We start from the raw sequence: 24991 nt of genomic DNA, 5'->3' as shown, positions 1-24991 counted from the left end.
CGCGAGGCGCCCGCGCTCAAAGATAGCGATGACAACAAGACCCTCCTCGGCTGTGCCGGGGAGGGTCTTGTTGTCTGGGGAATGGGTTGTCAGCACCCTATTCCTCAAAACTGAAAAATTTTCGTTTTTGAGGAATAGGAAACATGCACGATATCGCTGCGCTGGGCGTATTCGAGGAGTCTCTATTCCTCAAAATTGAAAAATTTTCAGTTTTGAGGAATAGGCTTGGCGAACGTTTGCGGGGCTGTGACATCGGGCGTGCTCGACTTAAGCCCCTGCTCTATCCCTGCTCCTGCATGCGGCGGTAGATTTCGCAGATACCTTTGATGGTGAGCTGGCCGTCTACCACGTCGAAGGCGTCGGTCGAATCGGCGACGATGCCGGCAAGGCCGCCCGTGGCGATGACGGTGGCGTCCTCGCGACCCAGTTCGCGCTTCATGCGCGCGACCAGGCCCTCGGCCATGGCAGCGGCGCCCATCACGGCGCCCACCTTGATGCACTCCTCGGTATCGCGGCCGATGGCGCGCTCGGGTGCCTCGAGAGGAACGCTGGCGAGCTTTGCGGCGCGGGCGGCGAGTGCGTCCATGGAGATGCGGATGCCCGGCGCGATCGCTCCGCCAATGTAGTAGCCGTCCTCGTCGATGACGTCGATGTTGGTCGCGGTGCCAAAGTCCACCACGATCGCCGGCGCGCCGTAGAAGGTCTCGGCGGCGACGGCGTTGGCAACGCGGTCGGCGCCCACGGCCTGGGGGCGTGCCGCGCGGAGCTTGGTCACGGCTGCCGTCTGCGGGCCGATGACGATGGCGTCCGCTGCGATGCGGTCGGCTACGGCGTGCCACTCGCGCGAGAGCTGCGGCACTACGCCGGCAAAGGCGATTGCATCGACTGCGTCGAGCGAGAGGTCGTACATCTTAAAGAAGCCCATCAGGCGCACGTGAATCTCGTCGGCGGTATAGGAACGGTCGGTGGGCATGCGCCACGACTGCACCAGCTCGTCTCCGTCAAACAGACCCATGGCCGTCTGCGTGTTTCCCATATCGATAGCGAGCAGCATGTCTACTCCAGGTGTCGGCGTAAAAGGACGCGCACCATTGTATACGTGCCGTCGACGGCGCTCGGCTGCGATTCGTTTACGGTGATAGGGGCTGAGGGGTTTAAATATGAAGGAATTATGCTCTACGAGATTTTCCTTGCCGTTTACCGAACTCCCACGTAATATTCTTTCTTGCGCACATGAGGCGCCCAGACATTGCGGGGTGGAGCAGTCTGGTAGCTCGCCGGGCTCATAACCCGGAGGTCGTAGGTTCAAATCCTGCCCCCGCGACCAAGAACTTGCAGCTCGTCGGCCTACCCGGCGAGCTTTTTTGTTATTCCGGGACCGTGTTTTCGGTCCAATTCTCGGCCTCTCAAACAAAATCTCGATCTGTAACATCTAGACCCGATTTGGGCGGCTAGGTGTTACAGATCGAGATTTTCCGGCAGCCGGCCCCCGTTTGTCTAAATCTGTAACACGAGGGACGGATTTTGCCGAGTAGCTGTTACAGATTGAGATTTTGTTGTTGCTCGCCTTTATGAGTGAATCTTGACTCTTTTTATTATGTGAGGCGGACGGGCTATCGATAATCACGGGCCGGATGGATTGACTTGTCGATTGATAGACTCCAATTGGAAGGATCTGCGACGACCCTTAACGATCCTTAACTAGGAACAGTGACGTCTTAAAAACAATAAAGGGGCCGCTATGTAGGGGCCGTCTATACGATGCCTTTGACTTACACTTCTTTATGGAGCCATGTAAGGAGGCGGCAATGCAGCAACCCATCGCGACAAACGATGTGATTCTATTTTCCACTCTCAGGGAGAATCAGTACTTCGATCGAAAGAGCGCCCGCAAGGATGACAAGGAGATTGCGAAGCATATTAGTGCATTCGCCAACTCGGCGGGAGGCAAGCTCGTTATCGGTATCGAGGATAATGGTGAGGTAACGGGCTTCAAGCGTAACGGCGCGCGCGACATTGAGAAATTCGAGCGCGCTGCGCTCACGACTTGCACGCCAACCCCTATTGTCCGCAAAGACCGAATCCCCGTGGTCAATTCTTCGGGCGAGGAGGACTTCGTTCTCGTTTTGGACATCGATGCCTCGACCAACCACTCTGTTGCTCGCGTGAGCGACGGCGAGGTTTTCTTGCGGCAGGACGACAAGAGCGTGAGGCTCAGCCGCGAACAGGTATTTGCCCTCGAGTACGATAAGGGGCAGAGAATCTTCGAGGACGAGCTTGTTGAGGATTCCTCCCTAGATGACGTGGACCATGAAGTGCTTGATCGCTACAAAGGGATTCTTGGAACCGAAGTTTCCGACGAGCAGGTCCTTAGAAGTCGTCGTTTTATGCGTGACGGAAAGCTGACCGTTGCTGGAGCCCTGCTATTCGCGCTGGATCCGTCCGCGATGATGCCACAGGCGCGAGTCCGTGTCCTGCGCTACGACGGCGTCAAAATGGAGACGGGCGAGCGTCTCAACATCACGAAAGAACGAAGCTTCTGTGGGCCGCTGCCTAAGGTGATCCAAGACGCCTACGAACTCATCTCGAGCATGCTCCGCGAATTTCAGTTCCTGGGGCCCGACGGGAAATTCCAGACCGTGCCTGAGTATCCTGAGTTCGCCTGGTTCGAGGGCTTGGTCAACGCGGTGACACATCGCGACTACTCGTTCCGCGGCGACTACATCCGGGTCTCGATGTTCGACGACCGTTTGGAAATCATCAGTCCAGGCGCGCTTCCCAATATCGTGACGCTCGACAACATGAGGACCACTCGTTACTCGCGCAACCCACGCATCGCGCGCACGCTGGTTGAATTCGGTTGGGTTCGGGAGCTAAACGAGGGCGTCAAGCGCATTTATACCGAGATGCAAAACTCTCTGCTCAATGATCCGGTCTACACGGAACCTGATGGGGCAAGGGTTCAGCTAACGCTTGAGAACAATATCGTTGCCAGAACCGTAAGGAGAAGCGAGGCTCTCGAGGACAAGGTATCACCGGAGGTGATCGCCTCATTGGGGGAGTATGAGCTCGCCGCCGTCAGGTTGGCCTTTGCGAACGGAAGGGTGACAGCAAGGGAGCTTGCAGCGCACATCGGGAGAAATCGCCGTACAGCAAGCCGGGTGCTTGGTAAGTTAATTGAGGAAGACGGGCTGCTCGAATGGCACGGCTCATCCCATAACGACCCAAAACAGTTCTACACGATAAGGTAAGGTGGTCGATCTATTTCGCACCTCTGTCGCAGTAATGTCGCACCTCTGTCGCAGTAATGTCGCACCTCTGTCGCAGTGGCTTCGATGACGCGTGGATATAGTCCCTCGGCAAATCTCAAACAAAATCTCAATCTGTAACGGGTAGGGGTCAAAAGCGGGCCTAGATGTTACGGATTGAGATTGTTGAGGATGGGCCGAGGGGAATGTCTTGATCTGTAACAGGTGGAGGCCAAAAGTGGGCCTAACTGTTACAGATCGAGACAAACCGACGGACCGCCTTGCCCCATCCGCCTGCCGCCACCTGATATTCGCCGATTTCCGTTGTGCCGCTGTGCCTCCATGCCATATCCTCTAGACAACTACGCGGCATCATCGCCGCCGCGCCTACAAGAGAGGAATATCCATGACCGCACCTGCATCCAAGCTGCTCCAGCCCATTACGGTTGACCCCCTTGAGCTCAAGAACCGCATTATGTTTCCGCCGCTGACCACCGGCTACGAGGAGCGTGACGGTTCCATCGGCGAGCGCAGCCTGGCTTTTTACGAGCGCTTGGCCCGCGGCGGCGTGAGCTACATCGTCATCGGCGACGTCGCTCCCGTCATGACCGCAAGCCCCACGCCCAAGCTGGCGACCGACGCCCAGATCCCCACGTTTAAAGCGCTGGCCGACGCCGTCCACAAGCACGGCGCCAAGGTCGCGCTGCAGCTGTTCCACCCCGAGTACGACGTGCCCGGCGTCGGCCGCATGGTCATGGGTTCCATGACAGCCGCCAAGGCCGCGCAGGAGGCCAAGGCCGCCGGCGACGAGGAGACCTTTGCCGCCAAGATGGCCGAGTCCAACGAGATCCGCAAGCAGGCTTATGCCAAGCTGCACCACGACATGCAGCACTTTGTGAACGAGGCCAGTGTTGAACAGCTTACCCAGATCAAGGAAGCCATCGCCGCCTCGGCCGCCCGCGCGCAGCAGGCCGGCATCGACGCCATCGAGGTTCACGGCGACCGCCTGGTGGGTTCGCTGTGCTCCGCGATCCTCAACAAGCGCACCGACGAGTACGGCGGCTCGTTTGAAAACCGCGTCCGCTATGCGTTGGAGGTCGTCGCCGCCATTAAGGAGGCCGCGCCGCAGCTGATGGTGGAGTACAAGCTCCCCGTGATCATGGAGAATCCCGACGGCACGCCGCGCGGCAAGGGCGGTCTGCAGCCCGACGAGGCCTGCGAGTTCGCCAAGCTGCTCGAAGGCGCCGGCATCGACATGATCCAGGTTGCGCAGGCAAACCACACCGGCAACATGGGCGACACCATTCCGCCCATGGGCGCCATGCCCTACAACTGGACGCTGCCCGTGGCCGAGCGCGTCAAGGCACTGGTCTCCGTGCCGGTGGCAACCGTCGGTCGCGTGGTCTCGGTCGAGGCCGGCGAGAAGATTCTGGAAGACGGCTCGGCAGACATTGTCGCCTATGGCCGTTCGCTCATGTGCGACCCCGACATTGCGCTGAAGGCCGCGACCGGCGAGCCCATCCGCGAGTGCCTCAACTGCAACAAGGGCTGTGTCGACGCGATTCAAAACCGCAAGTACATCTCGTGCGTGCTCAATGCCGAGAACGGCGACGAGGCGACCATCGCCATTAAGCCGGGCGAGGGCGACAAGAAGATCGCCGTGGTGGGCGGCGGCATCGCCGGCTTGGAGGCCGCGCGCGTGGCGGCCAAGCGCGGCTACGACGTAACCGTCTACGAGGCGAGCGATCATCTGGGCGGCCAGATTGTGCTGGCGGCCGCGCCTCCGCGCAAGGACGAGATCATGCGCTCGGTCGAGTACTACGAGAAGATTCTGCCTGGTCTGGGCGTGAAGGTTGAGCTCAACCATGTCGCTACCGCTGAGGACCTCAACGCCGCCGACGCCGCGATTGTGGCCGTGGGCGCGCACGACGTGGTCATCCCCGTTCCGGGTGCCGATTCGGAGAAGGTCGTCTCGAGCTGGGACGTGCTGGCTGGCAAGGTGGAGCTCAGCGGGCGCGTCGCCGTCATCGGCGGCGGCCTGGTGGGCACCGAGACTGCCGAGTATCTGCTGCAGCACGGCTGCGAGGTGACGATCGTGGAGATGCTCGACAAGATTGCCGCGGGCGAGTCCGAGACCATTCTGCCGCTGATCATGAGCGACTTTGCCGAGCATAACGTGGAGCAGCACGTGAAGACCCGCCTGACCGCCATTACCGACGAGGGCGTGGAGGCTGTTCGCACCACCGAGGACGGCGCCGAGGAGCCGGTGAAGATCGTCTGCGATTACGTGGTGATGGCCGTGGGCTCCAAGGCCAACGCGTTTGACCTGGATGGCGTGACGGTGCCCGTGACCTGCGTGGGCGACTGCTCGGGCGAGCGCACCGCCGACATCGCGAGCGCCATTCGCACGGCGTATCACGCGGCCAACGAGCTGTAGTTGAACATCGCGGCCAGGCGGGGCGGTAGCACGGATCCGTCTCGCCCGGCTGTGTCCCGTCGGGTGTCAACCGGTGCGGGGCCTGCAATCGCAGCAGGTCCCGCCCTTTTTGTTTTGCTCCGGTGGATGGCAATGCGCGGTAATCATGAGGAGTGAGGACGTCTACTGCCTTGCAGATCACTCAAAAATATTGGGGGAGGGGTTAATAACTATATCCTCTATACCAAAGGACATAAAGAGATGCCAATTTTGTTGACAAGCGAATGACGATTAGCTGCGAGTCAGCTACCAGCGTAAATAATCGATAAAGAAATGTCGTAATTTGGTGCCAAATGCCCAGATAACGCCGCGTCTATTTTAATTAACTGCTTTGAGCAAACAGTAAAATGCTACTATCTAACTTGCACGTAAGAAAGCAGATTAACGGCTAAGGCTAAGAAGTGGCAGGTATGTCGGAAGCAACTAGGACTCGCACGCATGCGCCCGAGGTTAGGCAGCGCGCCGTCGAGATCCTCCAAGAGGGGGTCGGTCATCGCGCTCTCGCCGCGGAGCTTGGCATTCCCCAAGCCACGGCTCGTCAGTGGGCCCGCGCGTATGCCGTGGGCGGTGCCGACGCCGTTCTCAATGCCGGTTCGCATCATCACACCTATTCGTACGAAGTTAAGCTCGCCGTGGTCAAGGACCGCTTGGAAAACGGCTTAACGGTTCGCGAGGCCATGATTAAGCACAAGATTCCCAGCGAGTCTTCGGTCAAGGCTTGGTGTCGCCAGTATCGCGAGAGCGGTGAGTCCGCACTGGTCGATAAGCCGCGGGGTCGCAAGCCGCGCGTTAAAAAGGCGGAATAGCGAACGGGATGGTGCGCCCACAGGGGCGCATTTTTCTTGCCGCCCCTCTACTCCAATGCGGACAGACTCCTTGCCCCGTACGCCTAAAACTCCCCAGTTGACCGAAAACCCGCTGCCGCTACTCATCAATTGAGCTATAACGTTAAACAATTGCAGCGTTTTTGCATGGGGGAGTGATGGTATGACGCTACTGTATTTCCTTACCCTGTTTCCGCTGGTACCGGCGCTGGGCATGCTGCTCGCGCGCGGTGACCGCGCTCGCGATGCGGTGGGGCTCATAGGCTCCGGCATTATTATGGCGGTGACAGTTGTAGTCGCCGTCATGTTTTTTGGCACGGGTCCGCAGAGCTTTGAGGTTGCCCCCGGCACCTCGCATGTGCTCTCGATCGTCAGCTCCGTTATCGACGTCATCCTGTGCGCCGTCATCCTGTACAACGCGTACAAATATAGGAACGCGCTCACCACGGTGCTCGGCATAGTCCAGCTGGTGGGCTCGCTCGCCTTTGCAGCCATGACGTTGCCCGCGGCCGAAGCCGTCACGGCGACGCCGCTCTACCTGGACTACATGAGTGTGATCATGGTCCTCGCCGTCGGTATCGTCGGCAGCCTAATCTGCGTGTATGCCCTGGGCTACATGAAGGACTTCCAGGCTCATGACGAGCACGAGGCCGCGCTGCGCGGGCAGACCGCGCCCGACCGTCGCCCGCAGTTCCTGGCACTTATGTTCCTGTTCCTCTCGGCCATGTTCGTCATCGTGACGAGCGATAACCTTGAGTGGCTGTTCTGCGGCTGGGAAATCACCACCGTGTGCTCGTTCCTTATGATTGGCTACACGCGCACGCCCGAGGCCATCAAGAACGCCTTTACCCAGATCATCCTCAACATGCTGGGCGGCATCGCGTTTTTGGCGGGCCTTATGTTTCTGCACGTTAACGGCATGCCGCTGACCATCTCGGGCATGATCGAGCTTTCCGGCGCCGGCACCGCGCAATCCGCACTGCTGGTGATGCCGGTCATCCTGTTGTCGCTCGCCGCACTCACCAAGGCCGCACAGATGCCGTTCCACACTTGGCTGTTGGGTGCCATGGTTGCCCCCACTCCCACGAGCGCCCTGCTGCACTCGTCAACCATGGTCAAAGCCGGCGTGTTCCTAATGGTCAAGCTGAGCCCGCTCTATGCTATCTATCCCGTAACCGGCTTTATGGTCACGAGTGTGGGCGCCATCACGTTTTTGCTTGCTGCCCTCATGGCCATCTCGCAGAGCAACGCCAAACGCGTGCTCGCGTACTCCACCATTTCCAACTTGGGCCTCATCAGTGCCTGCCTGGGTGTCGGCGCGCCCGAGGCCGTATGGGCGGCCATCTTTCTGATCCTGTTCCACACGGTGGCAAAGTCGCTGCTGTTCCTGTGCGTGGGCACGGCCGAGCATCATATCGGCAGCCGCAATATCGAGGACATGGACGGTATGTTCAGCCGCATGCCGCACCTGACGCGTCTGATGATGCTGGGCATCATGGGCATGTTCGTGGCACCGTTTGGCATGCTCGTGTCCAAGTGGGGCGCCCTGGTGGCGTTCGCGCAGACCGGCAACGTGCTCATGATCATGGTGCTTGCCTTTGGCTCGGCCGCGACGTTCTTCTTCTGGGGCAAGTGGCTTGCCAAGCTTTCGGGCGTCGACCCCACGGCTCAAAACGTTGAGGTCAATGTCCATAAGACCGAATGGATGGCCCTCAACACCATCGCCGCGCTGCTGATTCTTTGCTGCGTGGCGTTCCCGCTCATCTCGAGCGGCCTGGTGTCGCCTTACTTGGCCATGGTGTTTGGCCGCGTGCCGTACGTTATTGGCAAGGACTCCATGTATCTGATGGTGGTTATCGTGGCGTTTATCGCCGTGGTGCTGCTGACTTCATTCCGCGTGAGCAACAAACCGCACGTAAACGTATATCTTTCGGGTGTGGGAACCGACAATTACCGCCATTTCCGCGGCTCGATGGGACGCGAGGTGAAGGCCGAAAAGCGCAATTGGTACTCGGTGGACGCCCTTGGCGAGAAGCGTATCAGCCCCGCGGGTAGCGTCGTGTGCTGCAGCATTATCCTGTTCGCGCTGCTGTGTTGCGCGTGGATTGGGCCCGAGAGACTTGCCATGAGCACGCCCTCGGTGCTGCGCGGCAAGTATTTCGAAGGCTCGGGCGTCGTGGGCATTTTTATTGGCACCGTGGCGTTTGCCTTGGTGGCGCCGCTTGTGGGCGGCTTGATCGACGGTCTTGACCGTAAGCTTTCGGCCCGCATGCAGGGCCGCGTGGGCCCGCGCCTGCTGCAGCCCTTCTACGACGTTGCCAAGCTGCTGCGCAAGGCCCCCGCCAGCGTAAACACCATGGACGACACCTATATGGCGTGCGCGCTCATCTTTACCGTCGTGGGCGGCGGCATCTTTGTGTCGGGCTCCAACACGCTGCTGTGCGCTTTTATGGTGACGCTCGCCGCGATCTTTGTGGTGTTGGCGTCCGCCTCGACGCAAAGCCCGTTTGCCCAGGTTGGCGCCGATCGCGAGCTGCTGCAGGTTATGAGTTACGAGCCCGCCGTTCTGTTGATGAGCGTGGGCCTGTACCTTGCCACCGACAGCTTCGATTCCATCGCCGTGACGGGGCAGTCGGCCCCCATCATCGTGTACAGCGCGCCCATTTTCCTCGCGTTGCTCGCGGTGCTTACCATCAAGCTGCGCAAGTCGCCGTTTGACCTTTCGTACTCGCATCACGCGCATCAGGAGATTGTCCAGGGCGTCGCCACCGAGATGAGCGGCGGCACGCTGGTCAAGATGACCCTTATGCACTGGTGCGAGACCGTGCTGTTTTTGATGTGGGTGGGCATGTTCTTTGTTTGGGACAACCCGGTGAGCTGGGTGGTCGCCCTGGTCGTGATGGCTGCGACGTACTTTGTCGAGGTGCTGATCGACAACACCTTCGCCCGTAGCACCTGGCGCAGCTGCTTTAGGCTCGGATGGGGCGTGGCGCTGGTGTTTGGCCTGCTCAACCTTATGCCCATTCTCGTCGACGTGTTTATTTAGGAGGCGGCATCCATGGATCATAAAATGTCGCGCTCGCCGTGGGTCATTCATTACGACGGCTCGAGCTGCAACGGATGCGATATCGAGGTGCTGGCCTCGCTCACGCCGCTGTTCGATGCGGAGCGCTTTGGCGTGGTCAACACCGGCAACCCCAAGCATGCGGATATCTTTTTGGTGACGGGGTCGGTCAATGCCCAGAACCTGCCCGTCGTGCGCCAGATCTACAGCCAGATGCTCGAGCCCAAGTGCGTGGTGGCGTGCGGCATTTGCGCGTGTTCGGGCGGCGTATTCCGCGATGCCTATAACGTGATCGGCGGCGTGGACCGCGCGATTCCCGTGGACGTGTATGCGCCCGGGTGCGCCATTCGTCCCGAGACCGTGATCGATGCCATCGTGGAGGCGTGCGGCATCCTTGATCAGAAGGAGGCCGTGATGCGCGCCGGCGGTGACCCGCTTACCGTGGGCGGCGCTGCTACCTGGGATGGCGGCGTCGAGTTGGGCGAGGACGGGTTCGTGGCTGCAGCTGGGGCCGGGGCTGACGGTGCCGGTGACGCGCCTGCCGAGAAACCCGCAGCGCCCGTCGCTGCAAAGGAGGCCGAGTAATGCAAAAGGCTATCTATGCCACCGTTGGGATCGACGAGCTTCTGTCGCATGTCCAGGCGCTCAAGGGCGTCGGCGCGCGCTTTGTGCAGATGCATGCCGAGCGCTGTGTGGACGACGGATCGTATCGCCTGGTCTATACGTTTATCAACGTCCGCGCTGCTCAGGAGAATATTGCGCAGGACGGCAGCTATGCGATCGGGAACCTGGTGGTTGAGGGAATTGATCAGTATCAGGAGATTCCGTCCATCAGCTCGTACTATCCGGCGGTATTTCCGTTTGAGAACGAAGCGCACGACCTGTTTGGGCTTGCCATCACCGACATGCAGATCGACTTTAAGGGCTTTTTCTACCAGGTCTCGACTGCCGAACCCATGAGCGTTATCACGCCCGAGGTGAAGGCCGCACGCGAGAAGGCCATGAAGGTCCGTGCCGCCGCCGAGGCCAAGGCGCGCAAAGCCGCGGCCGAAAAGGCCGCCGCGGCTGCGGCTACTGCAGGGGAGGGTGCTGCGAGCGCCGGCGACGCCGCGGGCGCCGCTGCTCAGCCCGCTGCGGCTGCCGGCTCCGATGCTCAGCACGATGAGGCCGCTGCGAAGGCCGCGCTCAAGGCTGCCGAGATGGAGGCAAAGCTCGCTGCCATGGATCCCGAGAAAGCGGCCAAGGTCCGCGCGGCGCTTGCCGCTAAGGCCGCCCGCGACAAGCAGAAAAAGGAGGCGTAAGGTCCATGGCACATCGCTCCGTTATTCCGTTTGGCCCGCAGCACCCGGTGCTGCCCGAGCCGCTTCATCTGGACCTGGTGATCGAGGACGACCGCGTCATCGAGGCAATTCCGCAGATCGGCTTTGTTCACCGCGGACTCGAGAAGCTCACCGAAAAGCGCGATATGCACCAGTTTGGCTACATCGCTGAGCGCATCTGTGGCATTTGCGCCGTGGGTCACAGCTATGGCTATGCCAGCGCCTGCGAGCGCATGCTCGACATCGAGGTGCCCGGCCGCGTGCAGTATATCCGCACCATTCTGCACGAGCTTTCGCGCATCCACTCGCATCTGCTGTGGCTGGGCCTGCTCGCCGATGCCTTTGGCTTCGAGGCACTGTTCTATCGTTCGTGGACTCTGCGCGAGCAGATTCTCAAGATCTTTGAGAGCACTTGCGGCGGCCGCGTGATTCTGTCGATTAATGAGATCGGCGGCCTTAAGCACGATATCGAGGACTCCGAGCTGGCGGGCATTGTCGAGACGCTTGACGCCATGCGCCCCGACTACGAGGCTCTGGTGCATACGTTTTTGGACGATGCCAGCTGCGGCGAGCGCCTGCATGGCGTGGGCGTGATTAGCGAGAAGGATGCGCTGAATCTGTCGATGGTTGGCCCGTTCGGTCGCGCCTCGGGCGTGGATTACGACGTGCGCATGTTCGGCGACGGCGCCTATGCGGATCTGGCTGCGTTTGAGCCCATCGTTGCTACCGATGGCGATTGCTATGCCCGCTGCCAGGTGCGCTGTGCCGAGGTCACGCAGGCCATGGACATCATCGAGGAGCTTGTGGGCAAGATCCCGCACGACGGCATCGGCGGGCGCACCAAGCTCACGCCGGCCGACGGCGCGCGTGGCGAGGTTGTGATTGAGCAGCCGCGTGGCGAGGCGTATTACTATGTGCGCGGCAACGGCACCAAGAACCTGGATCGCTTCCGCGTGCGCACGCCGACGTCGCAGAACCTGGCGGGTCTGACACATGCGCTGCAGGGCGTGCTCCTTGCCAACGTGCCCATGATTATCCTGACCATCGACCCCTGTATTAGCTGCACGGAAAGGTAGGCGCGGCATGAGTTTACTGACATTTGCCAAGACGGCCTTGGGTTCTATGGTCAAGCAGCCGGTAACGGTGTGCTATCCGCAGGAGAAGCTCGCGGCACCCGAGCGTCTGCGCGGACATATCGTCAACGACATGGACGTGTGCATCTGCTGCGGCATGTGCGCGCGCCGTTGCCCGGCGGGCGCACTCTCGGTCGATCGCAAGGGCGGTACCTGGTCGATCGATCCGTACGCCTGCGTGGTGTGCGGCGAGTGCATCGAGAGCTGCCCCAAACACTGCCTGACTATGGACACCGCCCGCACCCCAGTCGCGGCGGACAAGACTCCCACGGTAGAAACCAAGCCGGAGTAGCGCGAAGACGGGGCCGGTGGGGCAAAAATGCCCCACCTGCCCCGCGCTTAAACGCGCGGTTGTGCCGTCGCGAACAAAACTATGCCGGTTTACTACGATGAATCGCCAATCTCCCACCACACCGCATTTAGTAAAAATAAAACCGCAGGTAGACGGCTTGCGATTTTACGAAAAAAGCGAGTGTGGTCGGGGACTTCGTGTTTATCGTAGTAAACCGGCATAGTTTTGAAATGGCACCGTATTGGTAACAGCTTCTGGTCCCCCGGGGACGGAGGAAAACGGATCATTTCGCCCTTGCGCGAACCGTCGCGTGACCTGTCCGCCACGAAATGGGCCCATCTACTACGTTTGGGCGGCTACCCTCAACCACAGCGAAAAACGCAAAAACAAAACCGCAGGTAGAACGCCTGCGGTTTTTCGTAAAACGTGGGTATGGTCAGGGGTATCGGGTCAAACGTAGTAGATGGGCCAGTTTCGTGGCGAGCACCATCAATTGATCCCCCGGGGACGGAGGAAAACGGATCATTTTGGCCCGTCGGCTTTGAGTCGCACCCGTTTTCCTGCGAAAACGCTGTGTCTCAGCTTTGGTGAGACATTTGTCTCACGCCTAAAAACCGAATCTGGAACGTGTGTCACCTGCCCTAACTGTGTCTCATTCCGTAACTTTAGGCTGATGCAAGGTCTAATCCTGCGAGAAGGGAGACGCGATGGGTAAGTACACGAGGGGTCTCTTGGCGGTGATACTGGCCGTAGTGCTGGTGTTGCCGGCTGCAGCATTTGCCATGCTGCCCGAGGCCAACGCCAGGTCCAGTGCGGGAATGGACGGGCCGACAGTGAGCGGGCCGACGGTCGTCGACCCCGACACCACCGGACGCTGGGAAATCTGGGCGGCCGGCCACAGCGGCAATAAGGTGACGACTCAAAACGTCGGTCGAATCTGGACCGACAAAACGGTTGAGGCAACCGGAGAAAACGAAGTGTCAGATTTTGTGACCACGCTTTCGGCTATGTCTTCGACATCCAATTCAACCGTGACGGTTACCACGCCGCTTGACATCGTGATGGTGCTGGACGCCTCTGGCTCGATGGATGATCATATGGGCGGCGGAGATTCACCTAAGCGTATCGAAGCGCTGAAGAACGCAGCGAATAGCTTTATCGATACTATCGCAAAACAAAATGAGAGCATCGAGGGCGTCAATAGGCAGCATAAGGTTGCCGTTGTTAAGTTTGCGGGCAAGAAGTCCAGCAATATCGGCAACAGTAAGTATAATGATGGAGGGTACTCCTACAATTACACACAGGTTATGAAAGACCTGACCGACTGCTCCGGCGGCAACGTGAAGGCTCTTAAGGATACAATCAAAAAAATTGATCCTGCCGGTGCCACACGCGCCGATAATGGTCTGGAGCTGGCTAAGGGCATCACTTCTGGCCGCGAAGACGCCAAGAAGATTATTGTGTTCTTTACTGACGGTACGCCAACAAAGCAAAGTAACTTCGATTCGGAAGTCGCCAACGCTGCCGTGACGTTTGCCAAGGATATGAAGGACAGCAAGGCCACCGTTTATACCATCGGTATCTTTAGTGGAGCGGATCCCGCTGCCGATCCCTTGAAAAAGGGAACGAGCGACGTAAACAAGTTCATGCACGCCGTGTCGAGTAACTATCCCGGCGCCACGTCGTATACGAGCGATAAGCTCGGTACGCGCGCGGAAAACTCCGATTATTACAAGTCGGCGACCAATGCCGATGAGCTCAAGAAGGTCTTCGACGACATCTCAAAGGCCATTACGTCGGAGCCGCCTTATCCGACCGAAATTGATAAGGGCTACGACGCGACCAAGTCCGGTTACATCACGTTTACCGATGAGCTGGGCGACTTTATGCAGGTCGACAGCTTCACCGAGGTCGTCATCAACGGCGCGCCGTTTACCAAGGTGAGCAAGACGTTCAACAAAGAAACCAATACCGATACGTATGAGTTCGATGGCAGGGCAAAAGATCTGCTCATCACCGTGCAGCGTGCCGGTGATGACAATCCCCAGAAGGGCGATATCGTAACGGTCAGCATTCCCGCGTCGTTGATTCCGCTGAGTCACTTTAAGACCGTAGACGGCAAGCTTTCGGTCGACAGCGTTAAGCCCATCCAGGTGAAGTATGCCTCGAGCGTGAAGAAGGTTGCGCTCGACAACCTGTTTACGCCCGAGAAGGTCACGGGGCTCAAGGACTACATCGAGCATAATACGACCGTCGTTGACGGCGCCAAGACCGTGAATTTCTACGCGAACAAGTGGGCTGCCGGCGCGCTGGGCGATACGGTTGCGACCTTTGAACCTGCCGACACCAACCGCTATTACTATTTCCAGAAGCAGACGCCCATTTACACGGATAAGGCTTGCACGCAGCCTGCAAAGGGGCCCGCGCTGGCTGGCGAGGTTACCTATTACTACAAGGACGAGTTTGAGGAGCAGGGCGAGAACGACGAGGCCAAGCCCGCCACCGACGTCATCGAATTTATCGGCGGCGACGCCGCGAAGTTCGACGGCGCGATTGTTCCCGATGAGAACGGTAACTGGGTGTTTACTGTGGGAACCGCACGCCTGGCCTTTATCGAGGAGCTCCACACCATCAAGGAGAACAACAAGACTCGCACCGCGACCGACGTGCTCAACCCCAAGTGGAACAACACGTCTGCCAAGGCGACCGCGACGCATGTCAACTCCTACCTGGGCAACAACGGCAAGATTAGCTATAAGTACGACATGACGCCGGTAACGGTGGATACCAAGGATACCGAGGCCGGCTTTGGCCTGACCAAGGTGCTCGAGGGCCGCAACTGGAAGGCTGAGGACACGTTTGAGTTTGGGCTGACGCCCATGGACGGCGCCCCGATGCCCGAGTCCGCGACGGCGCCCGTGACTGCGTCTGTGACCAAGGACGATCTGGACGACAAGGGCAAGGCGGTCATTGACTTCGGCACGATCGAATACAAAGAGCCCGGCACGTATGTCTACAAGGTCAGCGAAAAGAACGCCGGGACCACGGTTGACGGCATTGCCTACAGCAAGAACGTCGCGGAGATCACCGTGACGGTGACGCCCAACAAGAAGGGCGAGCTGAGCGCTGACGTGCAGGTGGCCTGGAGCGAAGCAGGCGAGACCGAGTTCAAGAACATTTACACTGCGAAGCCTGTTGAGTCCAGCGTTACCGACGAGATCGCCGTGGCCAAGTCCCTGACCGGGCGCGACCTTGCGGCCGGCGAGTTTAGCTTTGAGCTGGCCGAGATCGTGGATAAGGAAGTTAAGCCTGTCGAGACCGTCAAGAACGCTGCTGACGGCAAGGTGACGTTCAGCCCCATCAAGTACACCGAGATCGGCCAGCACACCTACAGGCTGCGCGAGGTCCCGGGCGACGCCGGCAACGGCATCACTTGCGATGACACGACCTACACCATCGTGACGACCATTGCCGACAACGGCAAGGGCCAGCTTGTTGCTACGCACGAGCTGAAGGATGCCAAGGACGCCAAGGACGTCAAGAGCATCGAGTTCAAGAACGTCTACACCACGAATGCTGCCGAGGCATCGCTTGCGGGCAAGAAGAGTCTGCAGGTTCCCGATGGTCTGACCCACGCCGACATCACCGGCAAGTTTACCTTTACCGTGACCGGCGAAGAGGGCGCGCCTATGCCTGCGAGCACGAGCGTGCACAACGACGCCGACGGCAAGGTCGACTTTGGCAAGATCACCTTTACGCTCGACGACCTTAACAAGGCCCTGGGTGAGAAGTCCAAGAAGCGCGAGCACACCTTTACCTACACCGTGACCGAGTCCGGCGAGGTCGCTGGCGTGACCAACGACGCCAAGCTGTCGCGCAAGGTTTCCTTCACCGTGACCGATAACGGCAAGGGTAAGCTGAGCGTATCCCGTAACCCGGACGGCGATGCGGCATTTACGTTCACCAACACCTATAACGTGACGCCTGTCGAGTCTCGCGTCACTGACCAGATCATCGCGAACAAGGTCCTGACCGGTCGCGACCTCAAGGCTGGCGAGTTCTCCTTCGAGCTCGTTGAGGGCGACAAGGTCGTTGCCAAGGGCACCAACGCCGCCGACGGCAAGATCACGATGAGCGCTGTGAAGTACGACAAGCCTGGAACGCACACCTACACGCTGCGCGAGGTCAACGGCGGAACCACCAGCAAGGGCATCACGTACAGCGACGCCAAGTACACCATCGAGACCACCATTACCGACAACGGTGACGGTACCCTCAGCGCTACGCACGAGCTGAAGAGCGCCACGCCTGCGACCTTCGAGAACACTTACAGCGTGACCCCGACCGATGCAGACCTCGACTTTGACCTGAGCAAGGTCATCAGCGGCCGCGACTGGACGGATGGGGACGAGTTCAGCTTTACCATCACCGCCCCCGAAGACGCCCCACTGCCCGATCCCGCAACCGTAACCGTGAGCAAGAAGGACGCGAAGGACGGCATTGCCGCCATCAAGTTCGGCAAGATTCACTACGCTGCCGCCGGAACCTATAAGTACGAGATTCGCGAGAACGCGGGCAGCACGGTCGGCATGACGTATGACGCGCATGTCGCAACCGCCGAAGTGACCGTGACCGAGAACGGCGATGGCAGCCTGACCGCCAACGTCACCAAGAAGGAAAACGGACGCTTTACCAACACGTACCGCACTGAGCTTAACTACACCGCTGCCGGCGGTCTGTGGCTCAGCAAGTATCTGGATGGCCGCCCCATGACCGAGGGTCAGTTCACCTTTACCGTGACACCTGCTGACGACGCTTCGGCTCGCGCGCTCGGTCTGCTGCCCGGGGCTAATAGCTTCAAGTCCCCCGCAGCGGCAGAGGCAACGGTCGGACTGATCGACATTCTGGCTGGTCATGAGGTTATATTTACGCAGGCTGACGCCGGCAAGACCTTTACGTACACCGTGGCCGAGAAGAACGACGGCCAGCCCGGTTACACCTACGACGACGCCGTGCGTACGGTGACGATCGCCATCGCCGACGACACCGCCGGCACGCTCACTGCTACGACGACCGTTTCCGGCGGTCCCGAGGGCACGCATGAGACGATCCACAAGAGTGGCGAGAACAAGGTCGAGAAGGCCCTGGTGCCGTTCCACAACAGTTACAGCGCTACGACCAACACGCCTGGCGGCACCGCCGCTCAGGTCGTTGCCACCAAGACTCTGACCGGCCGCCCGATGGCCGACGGCGAGTTCTGGTTCGGCATCGCCTATCAGGGTGAGCTTGTGGCATACGAAAACCTCAAGCCCAATATCGGCGGGCACGTGAGCTTTGATACGCTGCACTACGACACTAAGATGCTTGCTAATCTTGAGGCTGCTGGGCTTGCTTCTCGTACCGATAAGGACGGTAAGCTTGCCTGGACCATTAACTACACGGCCTACGAAGATTTATTCGGGCTGCCGAATGGCGTTTCCGCTACAACGTGGAGCTTTGGCTTTAAGGTTATCGTCGTCGACAACGGTGACGGTACCCTGACGGCAACGGTCGACTACGGCGGCGTCGAGCCCTTGTTCGAGAACGTCTACGGCGCCGAAGCCGTCGATGCCGCGCTCACCGGCACTAAGAAGCTCCAAGCTGCCGCCCGCCTGACCCCGGCTGACATCACGGGCAAGTTCACCTTTACCGTGACCGCCGACGAGGCTGGTGCCCCGATGCCCGAGCGCACGACCACAGCCAACGACGCGGCTGGCAACGTGGACTTTGGCAAGATCCACTTTACGCTCGAGGACCTCAACCGCGCTCTGGGCGTGACGGACGATGCGACCGATAAGGCCGAGGCAGACGAAGCTGACGAAGCCGAGGCCGACGAGGCAGAGGCCGACGAGGCAGAGGCTGAAGAGGCCGACACCGATGCCAACGCCGACGAGCCCAGCGACGAGCCCGAGCCCGCAGCCCCCACCGCTCCGCGCTCGCACACCTTTACTTACGCGGTGACCGAGTCCGGTAGTGCCCCTGGCGTGACCAATGACACCAACGCCACGCGCAAGGTTTCCTACACCGTGTCTGACGACGGTGCCGGGCATCTGAGCGTCAAGCGCGAAGGCGACGACGGTGCTGCCTTCACGTTTACCAACACCTACGGCGTGGCACCTACCGATTCGTCCGTGACCGATCAGGTCAAGACAGTCAAGCGCCTGACTGGACGCGACCTTGCAGCAGGTGAGTTCACGTTTGAGCTGCTCGAGGACGACGTGGTTGTCGCTAACGGCACCAACGACGCTAACGGCACCGTGACGCTGAGCCCGATTCGCTACGAGGCACCCGGCACGCACACGTACACGCTGCGCGAGGCTTGCCCCAACGCGCTCGGCCTGTACAAGGGCGTCACCTATGACGGCACGACCTACACCGTCGTGACCACCGTCTCCGACAACGGCGACGGCACGCTGACCGCGACGCACAAGCTCGAGGGAACCACCGAGTCGGCTGGCTTTACCAACAAGTATCACGCCATGCCTACGCAGGTTTCCATCGGCGCTATCAAGGTGCTCGAGGGACGCGAACTCAAGAAGGACGAGTTTAGCTTTAAGCTCGTTGGCGAGGACATCGAGTCTACGGTTACCAACGATGCCGACGGCAAGATCAACTTTGACAAGTTTGAGTACGACGAGCCCGGTACGCACGCCTACACCATCAGCGAGGTCAAGGGCGACGAGGTCGGTATGACCTACGACAAGTCCGTCTTTACCGTGACCGTCAACGTGGTCGATGACGGCGAGGGCAACCTCAAGGCGAACGTCGCCTTTACCAAGGGCGACAAGAGCGTCGAGGGTATCGTGTTCAACAACACGTACAAGAAGCCCGAGACGCCCGTGCCGACGCCCGATCCCGGCACGCCTAAGACCGTGACGAACATCGTCAAGACGGTCAAGGGTTTCCTGCCCACCACAGGCGACCAGCAGGCTGCCGCTCTACTTATGGCATTTGTCATCGCCATGGCCGGCGTCGGAGCCCTGGTCTGGGGTATCCGTAAGCGCTAGGCACGCTGGCGGCGCCCGGGGCCAAAAGGCCCCGGGCGGCTAGCGGGGAGCCAAAACACAGCCCCCACCCCACCCCTGGCCGCCACGGAGGTATCTCCCTCCTCCGTGGCGGTACTTTTGTGCGACTGCTCTATAAGTTGCGGTGAAATACGGACTGTTTGGCGGCCCTAGGGGGCACAGCAGTCCGTATTTCACCGCAACTGAGTGGCCGATTCTTTGAGTTATCCGCGCAGGTAGGCGATGGCGATTTGGGTGCGGTTGCGTAGCCCCATTTTGGCTAGGATTGAGCTGATGTGGTTGCGCACGGTGCCTTCGCCCATGTAGGCGGTGGCGGCGATCTCCTTGTTGTCGAGACCGCGGGCGATGAGCTCTGCAACTTCGAACTCGCGGTCGGTCAGGCTGGCAAAGGCCGCGGGCCGGCGGGTCGTGCCGGCCTCGACGCCCGCCCCATCAAAGTTGACATCCTCGATTGCCTTACCCTCAAGCACGCGCTTGCCGTCCATGACCTGCACCAGTGCTGGCGGAATGGCGGCGACATCGGTCTTGATCAGATAGCCGCGGGCGCCCAGTTTAAGCGCCGACACAATGTACTCGTCATCCGAAAACGTGGTCAGGAACACCACGCGTGCTGCGGGGTCGCGCTCGAGGATTTCGCGCGCCGCCGAAAGGCCGTCACGCCCCGGCATCTGGATGTCGAGCAGCGCGATATCGGGTGCGTGTTCGGTGTAGAGCGCGACCGCGTCGTCGCCATCGGCGCCGGTGCCCACGACTTCGATCTGCGGCTGGGCGCCCAGGATAATCTTGAGCGAATCGACCACCAAGCGGTCGTCGTCGACAATAATGAGCCTCATCGGGCGTCATCTCCTTGCTGTTTTGGGATGGTGGCAAACACGCGCCAGCCGGGGGCACCGGCGCGTGGGCCGGCGGTGGAGGTTCCGCCAAGCGCCTCGACGCGCTCGCGCATGGAGCCGAGTCCCATGCCTTCTGCGGCGTTGCGGCTGTTCACCGGGGTCGCGCCGGCGCCGTCGTCGGTAACGATGAGCTGGTAAAACGACGGATGCTCCATGCATCGCACGGTAACGTTCTGAGCACGGGCGTGGCGCATGGTGTTGGAGAGCGCTTCGCGTAGGATCGCCGCAAAGCAGTTGGCGACATTTGCGGGCGCATGTTCAGCCATAACTTCAAGCTCAATCTGCGGGCCGCCGTCCGAGCGCGCGCCTTCAACAATGCGTTCGAGCTGCACGGAAAGGTCGACGGCGTTGTCGTTGAGCGCATGGACGCTGGTGCGCACGAGCTGAAGCGCTTCGTCCACGGCGCGCTTGACGTCAGCGAAGTCGGCGGCGACGCCGGGCTCGTTGGCGTGGACCACGCGTAGGGCCTCGGTTTGCAGCGAGGCGCGCGTGAGCTGGTGGCCCACGTTATCGTGGATCTCGCGCGCGATGCGGGCGCGCTCGGCGAGCGTCGCGAGCTCGACCTCGTAGTCCTGGCGGTCGGCAAGGTCGCGGTTGCGCGCCTCGAGCGCGAGGGCTCGTTCCTGCAGCTCGTCACGGGTGCGACGCATGCGCTCCTGCTTGCGCTCCAGCTGGGCGGTGCGTAGCGATAGCAAGGTGGCGGCAACCGAAAGGATGGCGGTCAGCAGAAGCGTTCGGGCGGTGAGCGCGTCGGTGCGAAGGTCCGCGACGAGCGCAAGGGCAAAAGCGGAGCCAATGCCCAGCGCGACCCAGGCGTGCTCACGGCGCACGCGCCGCGCAATGTCATAGAAGGCGAGAGGCGCAAACGGTATAAACGGCGGCACGAAGACAGCCGCGATGATGTAAGCGCAGCTCGTGGCCTCGCTTGCGCGCCGGGCGCGTTCCCCCTGCGCGAGCTCGGCCAGCGAGGTGGCAATAACGCCAAGACAAAACGCCGCGACCAGGCGAGCGTCCACAGCAAGACCCATGGCGGCCGCAATACAGCACGCCAGCACGATCGATTTGTCGAAAAGCCTGTTCATACGGGTATTGTACGCGAAGCTGCGCGTGGTGGAGGGGGCCGCCTGCGCAACCGTGACATTCCTCCCGCGCGGCAAAGCGGGGGCGTCGGCGGGCCGCACGACCAAGGCCCCGCACTCGTGACAAAGCTCACTGGTGCGCGCCGGCGGCTCCTGCGATGATGCAATCGTACCGGGCCGCAATCAACGGAAGGGCCGCCTCATGACAGACATCGTCCACGTCGAAAACCTCGTCAAGCGCTACGACGACCTTATCGCGCTCGACCACTTTAACCTGAGCATCGCCCCCGGCGAGATCTTTGGCCTGCTCGGTCCCAACGGCTCGGGCAAGACCACGTCCATCAACTGTATTCTGCAGCTGCTTGCCTACGACAAAGGCACCATCGAGCTGTTCGGCGAGCCCATGACGCCCGCCCGCTACGACCTCAAGCGCCGCATCGGCGTGGTGCCGCAGCAGGTGGCGGTGTTTGACGAGCTTACGGTGCGCGAGAACATCGACTATTTCTGCAGCCTCTACGTTAACGACCGCAAGCGCCGTCGCGCGCTGGTCGAAGAGGCCATCGACTTTGTCGGGCTGGGCGACTTTACCAAGTTTCGCCCCGGCAAGCTCTCGGGCGGCCTGGCGCGTCGCCTCAACATTGCCTGCGGCATCGCGCACAAGCCCGAGCTCATCTTCTTTGACGAGCCTACGGTGGCGGTCGACCCGCAGAGCCGCAACGCCATCCTGGAGGGCATCTGCCGCCTGCGCGACGAGGGCGCCACGGTGGTGTATACCAGCCATTACATGGAGGAAGTCGAGCAGATTTGCAGCCGCATCATGATCATGGACGGCGGACGTGTGCTGGCGCAGGGCACCAATGACGAGCTCAAACGCATGATTCAGATGGGCGAGAAGATCGTGATCGAGGTCGGTGAGGTGCCGAGCGCGGCGCTCGGTGCCGTCGCGAGCCTGCCACATGTCCTGGACCTGTCGGCGACGGCGGGCCAGCTCACGTTTTCGTGCGAGGCGAGCCCGCATAACCTGACGGACATCCTCGATGCGCTGCGCTCGCATGACGTGGCGCTTGGCCGCATTTATTCCGAGCCGCCGACCCTCAACGACGTGTTCCTCGAGATCACCGGCCGCGAGCTGCGCGACTAGGGGGTAGTCATGTTCAACACCATCATCACTACGGTCAAGACGCTGCTGCGCCGGCCGAGCACGTGGGTCTGGGGCGCGATTTTTCCCATTGCGCTTTCAACGATGTTCATGTTTATGTTTGCGAACCTCAGCTCCGACGGTAAGATCGACCCGGTGCCGGTAGCCGTTGTCGCTGACGAAGCCTGGGACGCTTCGTCCTTTAAGGACGTGGCGACCTCGCTTGCCAAGGAGGGCGACGATCAACTGCTCGAGATTCACGAGTGCGAGGATGTGGACGCCGCGAGCCGTGCGCTCAAGTCCGGCGAGGTCGCGGGCATTTACACGGTCGATGTCGCGGGCACGCCCAAGCTCACACTGCTTTCGAGTTATGACAGCTCGCGCGCCTCGTCGGTGCTCACCGACCGCAGCATCCTTGAGACGGTGGCAAGCTCGTATACACAAAATGCCGAGCTCATGTCCCAGATTGCCCAGGACAACCCGGCGGCGCTCGCCGACCCGGAGGCGGTTGCGCGCGCCCTGTCGCTCGAGGGCAGTACCCGCCGCGTAAGCCTGACACGCACCACACCCGATGGCACGGTCATCTACTATTACGCGCTTTTTGGCCTGGTCGCGATGATGTCTGCCGAGTTTGCCGCCTTGAGCGTCGTCGATTTGCAGCCCAATCTGTCGGGCCTTGGCGCGCGTCGCTGCGTGGGCGGTCTTTCCAAGACGACATCGCTGGCCGGTATCTTTGTGGGCTCGTGGCTGGTCTCCTTCGCCTCGATGGCGATCGCAATCGGCTACGTGTGCCTGGTCGTGGGCGTCGACTTTGGCGGGCGCGAGGGGCTGTGTCTGGTGGGCGCCGCCGCTTCCGCGCTTGCCGCCACGGGCCTGGGGCTCTTTGTGGGCACGCTTCCCGTTAAGGGCGGCAAGGCGTCCAAGTCGGGCATCCTTACGGGCTTTGCCACCACGTGCGCCCTGTTCGCCGGCCTCTACGGCGAGCCGGCGATGGCGCTTGCCGACGACGTCGCCCGCGCCTGCCCGGCCGAGTGCTGGTTCAACCCCGTCAAGCTCATCTGCGACATGTTCAATCGCCTGTATTTCTTTGAAGACCCGGGGCCCTTCGCTGTTCGCGCCGGCGCGCTCGTCCTGATGGCGCTGCTGTTCGTTGCCGCCGCCACGCTGATCTTTGGAAGGAGCCGCTATGAGCACCTTTAAGACCGCGCTTCGCATGGCGCTGGCGCACCCGTTCTACCTGCTCATCTATACGGTGTTCATCTCGCTCATGGGCGTATTCATCGCGGCCTCGGTGAGCTGGAACTCGTCGCAGCTTACCGAGTACAAGCCCTACGACACCAACGTGATCGTGGTCGACCGCGACAATAGCGACCTTTCGCGTGCGCTTACCAAGCACCTGGGTTCGCGTTTTGAGCTGGTCACGGGCATCGGCGACGATACATACGATCTTGCGGACGCGCTCTCCAAGAGCAACAGCGCCAAGGGCAGCGCCGACTGCGTGTTCTTTATCCCGGAGGGGTTTGAGGGCGACCTCGTTGCAGCCGCCCGTGCGGGGGAGTCCCTACCCAAGCTCGATGTGACCTACGGTGCCGGCACCATGGCGGCGGCGCTTTCGTCTGCCGAGGCCTCGCGCTGGATCTCGCTCGCGGGCGCTGCGGCCGCACTTGAGCCTGCTGCCTCCAACGGTGACGTCGCCAAGGCTGCCGAACACGCGGCCGCCGAGCGTGCCGAGGTCGAGATCGAGCAGGTCAAGGTCGACTCGACTGCCGCCGCCACGCTCGAGTCGTACTTCAACTTTGGCGCGTACGCGATCATCTCGTCGGTCATCGTGTCGGTGGGACTGGTGTTCTCGGGCATGAACGAGCCCGAGCGCGAGCGCCGCATGGAGGCCGGCCCGGTCTCCGAGCGCCAGCGCTCGCTTGCCGTGTTCGCGGCTGCCGCAGTGCTCACCGTCTGCATCTGGTTTGTGTCGAGCATGATGGGCGTCGTGGGCTTTGCCGGCGCGGTTGCCGAGGTCGGCGTGGGTCGTGTGTGCCTGGCGCTGGCGGCGACGTTTGCCTTGGCGTGCACGCCTCTGGCCGTTGGCTTTGCCCTTTCGAGCCTGGCTGCGCGTGAGGAGCTGCTCAACGGTGTGGGCAACCTGCTCGGCATGCTCATGACGTTTTTGGGCGGCGCTTGGATGCCGCTGTCGCTCATGGGCTCGGCCGTGCAGACGGTGGCGCACTTTGTGCCGACGTATTGGGCGAACGACGCGATCGGCAAGGCGCTCGCTTCGGACCTGACGTCTGCCGTGTTGGGCGACATCGCCTGCGACCTGGGCGTCACCGTGCTCTTCGCCGCCGCCATTGCCGCCGTAGGCCTGGCCCTCTCACGCGCCAAATCCCGCGCCTAACCACCTGGTCATTCAAGAACGTCCCCAACGACTAGTCTTGAAACAAATCCCCACTCTCGCCCAAAAATA

General features: G+C 60.9%; 15 protein-coding genes and 1 tRNA gene. 13 read left to right on the top strand and 3 right to left on the bottom strand.

Annotation, left to right across the window (positions count from 1 at the left end; all coding sequences use genetic code 11):
- Positions 1–280: 280 nt before the first annotated feature.
- Positions 281–1054 (bottom strand): type III pantothenate kinase, encoded by a 774-nt coding sequence (locus tag I2H19_RS04550; RefSeq protein WP_195621586.1) that lies wholly within the window; start codon positions 1052–1054, stop codon positions 281–283.
- A gap of 196 nt (positions 1055–1250) precedes the next feature.
- On the opposite strand from I2H19_RS04550, the gene I2H19_RS04545 reads away from it, so the two are divergent.
- The 10 genes from I2H19_RS04545 (at position 1251) to I2H19_RS04500 (ending at position 19402) form a co-directional block, all read left to right on the top strand.
- Positions 1251–1327: transfer RNA gene (locus I2H19_RS04545), tRNA-Met, on the top strand.
- A gap of 481 nt (positions 1328–1808) precedes the next feature.
- Entirely contained in the window at positions 1809–3251 is a 1443-nt protein-coding gene (locus tag I2H19_RS04540; protein ID WP_117817758.1) for an RNA-binding domain-containing protein, read from the top strand.
- Between the two features lie 403 nt (positions 3252–3654).
- A complete protein-coding gene (gene bilR / locus I2H19_RS04535) occupies positions 3655–5685 on the top strand; it encodes a bilirubin reductase, long form (RefSeq protein ID WP_195621583.1) in 2031 nt (676 codons plus the stop codon).
- Between the two features lie 449 nt (positions 5686–6134).
- Positions 6135–6530: a helix-turn-helix domain-containing protein gene (locus I2H19_RS04530; protein WP_089573462.1), complete on the top strand. Its 396-nt coding sequence runs from the start codon at positions 6135–6137 to the stop codon at positions 6528–6530.
- 181 nt (positions 6531–6711) lie between these two features.
- Positions 6712–9594 carry a proton-conducting transporter transmembrane domain-containing protein gene (locus tag I2H19_RS04525; protein WP_195621581.1) on the top strand — a complete coding sequence of 961 codons (2883 nt, stop codon included), beginning with the start codon at positions 6712–6714 and terminating at the stop codon, positions 9592–9594.
- Between the two features lie 12 nt (positions 9595–9606).
- Entirely contained in the window at positions 9607–10197 is a 591-nt protein-coding gene (locus I2H19_RS04520; protein WP_195621579.1) for an NADH-quinone oxidoreductase subunit B family protein, read from the top strand.
- On the top strand, positions 10197–10913 hold the full coding sequence (locus I2H19_RS04515; RefSeq protein ID WP_195621577.1) for an NADH-quinone oxidoreductase subunit C: 717 nt from the start codon (positions 10197–10199) through the stop codon (positions 10911–10913). The genes I2H19_RS04520 and I2H19_RS04515 overlap by 1 nt, the downstream gene beginning before the upstream one ends.
- Positions 10914–10918: 5 nt before the next feature.
- Positions 10919–12007 carry a hydrogenase large subunit gene (locus tag I2H19_RS04510; protein WP_195621575.1) on the top strand — a complete coding sequence of 363 codons (1089 nt, stop codon included), beginning with the start codon at positions 10919–10921 and terminating at the stop codon, positions 12005–12007.
- 7 nt (positions 12008–12014) lie between these two features.
- On the top strand, positions 12015–12356 hold the full coding sequence (locus I2H19_RS04505) for a 4Fe-4S dicluster domain-containing protein (protein WP_195621573.1): 342 nt from the start codon (positions 12015–12017) through the stop codon (positions 12354–12356).
- Between the two features lie 707 nt (positions 12357–13063).
- Entirely contained in the window at positions 13064–19402 is a 6339-nt protein-coding gene (locus I2H19_RS04500) for a Spy0128 family protein (protein ID WP_195621571.1), read from the top strand.
- A 221-nt stretch (positions 19403–19623) separates the two neighbouring features.
- On the opposite strand, the gene I2H19_RS04495 is transcribed toward I2H19_RS04500, so the two are convergent.
- Positions 19624–20253, bottom strand: coding sequence for a response regulator (locus I2H19_RS04495; protein WP_195621569.1), 630 nt, complete (start codon positions 20251–20253; stop codon positions 19624–19626).
- A complete protein-coding gene (locus I2H19_RS04490) occupies positions 20250–21395 on the bottom strand; it encodes a sensor histidine kinase (protein WP_195621566.1) in 1146 nt (381 codons plus the stop codon). The genes I2H19_RS04495 and I2H19_RS04490 overlap by 4 nt, the downstream gene beginning before the upstream one ends.
- A 199-nt stretch (positions 21396–21594) precedes the next feature.
- Between I2H19_RS04490 and I2H19_RS04485 the strand changes: the two genes are divergently transcribed.
- From I2H19_RS04485 to I2H19_RS04475, 3 genes are read left to right on the top strand one after another with little or no spacing between them, the layout of a single operon-like run.
- The gene (locus I2H19_RS04485; protein WP_195621564.1) at positions 21595–22533 is read left to right on the top strand and encodes an ABC transporter ATP-binding protein; all 939 of its coding nucleotides are present in this window, start codon (positions 21595–21597) and stop codon (positions 22531–22533) included.
- 9 nt (positions 22534–22542) lie between these two features.
- Positions 22543–23730 carry an ABC transporter permease gene (locus I2H19_RS04480; RefSeq protein ID WP_195621561.1) on the top strand — a complete coding sequence of 396 codons (1188 nt, stop codon included), beginning with the start codon at positions 22543–22545 and terminating at the stop codon, positions 23728–23730.
- Positions 23717–24922 carry an ABC transporter permease gene (locus tag I2H19_RS04475; RefSeq protein WP_195621560.1) on the top strand — a complete coding sequence of 402 codons (1206 nt, stop codon included), beginning with the start codon at positions 23717–23719 and terminating at the stop codon, positions 24920–24922. The genes I2H19_RS04480 and I2H19_RS04475 overlap by 14 nt, the downstream gene beginning before the upstream one ends.
- Positions 24923–24991: the final 69 nt, after the last annotated feature.

This window comes from Collinsella aerofaciens (assembly GCF_015560135.1).
GTDB lineage: Bacteria > Actinomycetota > Coriobacteriia > Coriobacteriales > Coriobacteriaceae > Collinsella > Collinsella aerofaciens_AN.
The sequence above is the reverse complement of the archived record's forward strand: the minus strand, read 5'-3'. Positions and strand labels throughout refer to the sequence as shown.

What these genes read in the sequence shown, in the direction of transcription:
- I2H19_RS04495 (WP_195621569.1), bottom strand. Translation starts at nt 20,253, where the DNA reads ATGAGGCTCATTATTGTCGACGACGACCGCTTGGTGGTCGATTCGCTC.
- I2H19_RS04485 (WP_195621564.1), top strand. Translation starts at nt 21,595, where the DNA reads ATGACAGACATCGTCCACGTCGAAAACCTCGTCAAGCGCTACGACGAC.
- I2H19_RS04525 (WP_195621581.1), top strand. Translation starts at nt 6,712, where the DNA reads ATGACGCTACTGTATTTCCTTACCCTGTTTCCGCTGGTACCGGCGCTG.
- I2H19_RS04530 (WP_089573462.1), top strand. Translation starts at nt 6,135, where the DNA reads ATGTCGGAAGCAACTAGGACTCGCACGCATGCGCCCGAGGTTAGGCAG.
- I2H19_RS04515 (WP_195621577.1), top strand. Translation starts at nt 10,197, where the DNA reads ATGCAAAAGGCTATCTATGCCACCGTTGGGATCGACGAGCTTCTGTCG.
- I2H19_RS04480 (WP_195621561.1), top strand. Translation starts at nt 22,543, where the DNA reads ATGTTCAACACCATCATCACTACGGTCAAGACGCTGCTGCGCCGGCCG.
- I2H19_RS04510 (WP_195621575.1), top strand. Translation starts at nt 10,919, where the DNA reads ATGGCACATCGCTCCGTTATTCCGTTTGGCCCGCAGCACCCGGTGCTG.
- I2H19_RS04500 (WP_195621571.1), top strand. Translation starts at nt 13,064, where the DNA reads ATGGGTAAGTACACGAGGGGTCTCTTGGCGGTGATACTGGCCGTAGTG.
- bilR (WP_195621583.1), top strand. Translation starts at nt 3,655, where the DNA reads ATGACCGCACCTGCATCCAAGCTGCTCCAGCCCATTACGGTTGACCCC.
- I2H19_RS04475 (WP_195621560.1), top strand. Translation starts at nt 23,717, where the DNA reads ATGAGCACCTTTAAGACCGCGCTTCGCATGGCGCTGGCGCACCCGTTC.
- I2H19_RS04540 (WP_117817758.1), top strand. Translation starts at nt 1,809, where the DNA reads ATGCAGCAACCCATCGCGACAAACGATGTGATTCTATTTTCCACTCTC.
- I2H19_RS04505 (WP_195621573.1), top strand. Translation starts at nt 12,015, where the DNA reads ATGAGTTTACTGACATTTGCCAAGACGGCCTTGGGTTCTATGGTCAAG.
- I2H19_RS04490 (WP_195621566.1), bottom strand. Translation starts at nt 21,395, where the DNA reads ATGAACAGGCTTTTCGACAAATCGATCGTGCTGGCGTGCTGTATTGCG.
- I2H19_RS04550 (WP_195621586.1), bottom strand. Translation starts at nt 1,054, where the DNA reads ATGCTGCTCGCTATCGATATGGGAAACACGCAGACGGCCATGGGTCTG.
- I2H19_RS04520 (WP_195621579.1), top strand. Translation starts at nt 9,607, where the DNA reads ATGGATCATAAAATGTCGCGCTCGCCGTGGGTCATTCATTACGACGGC.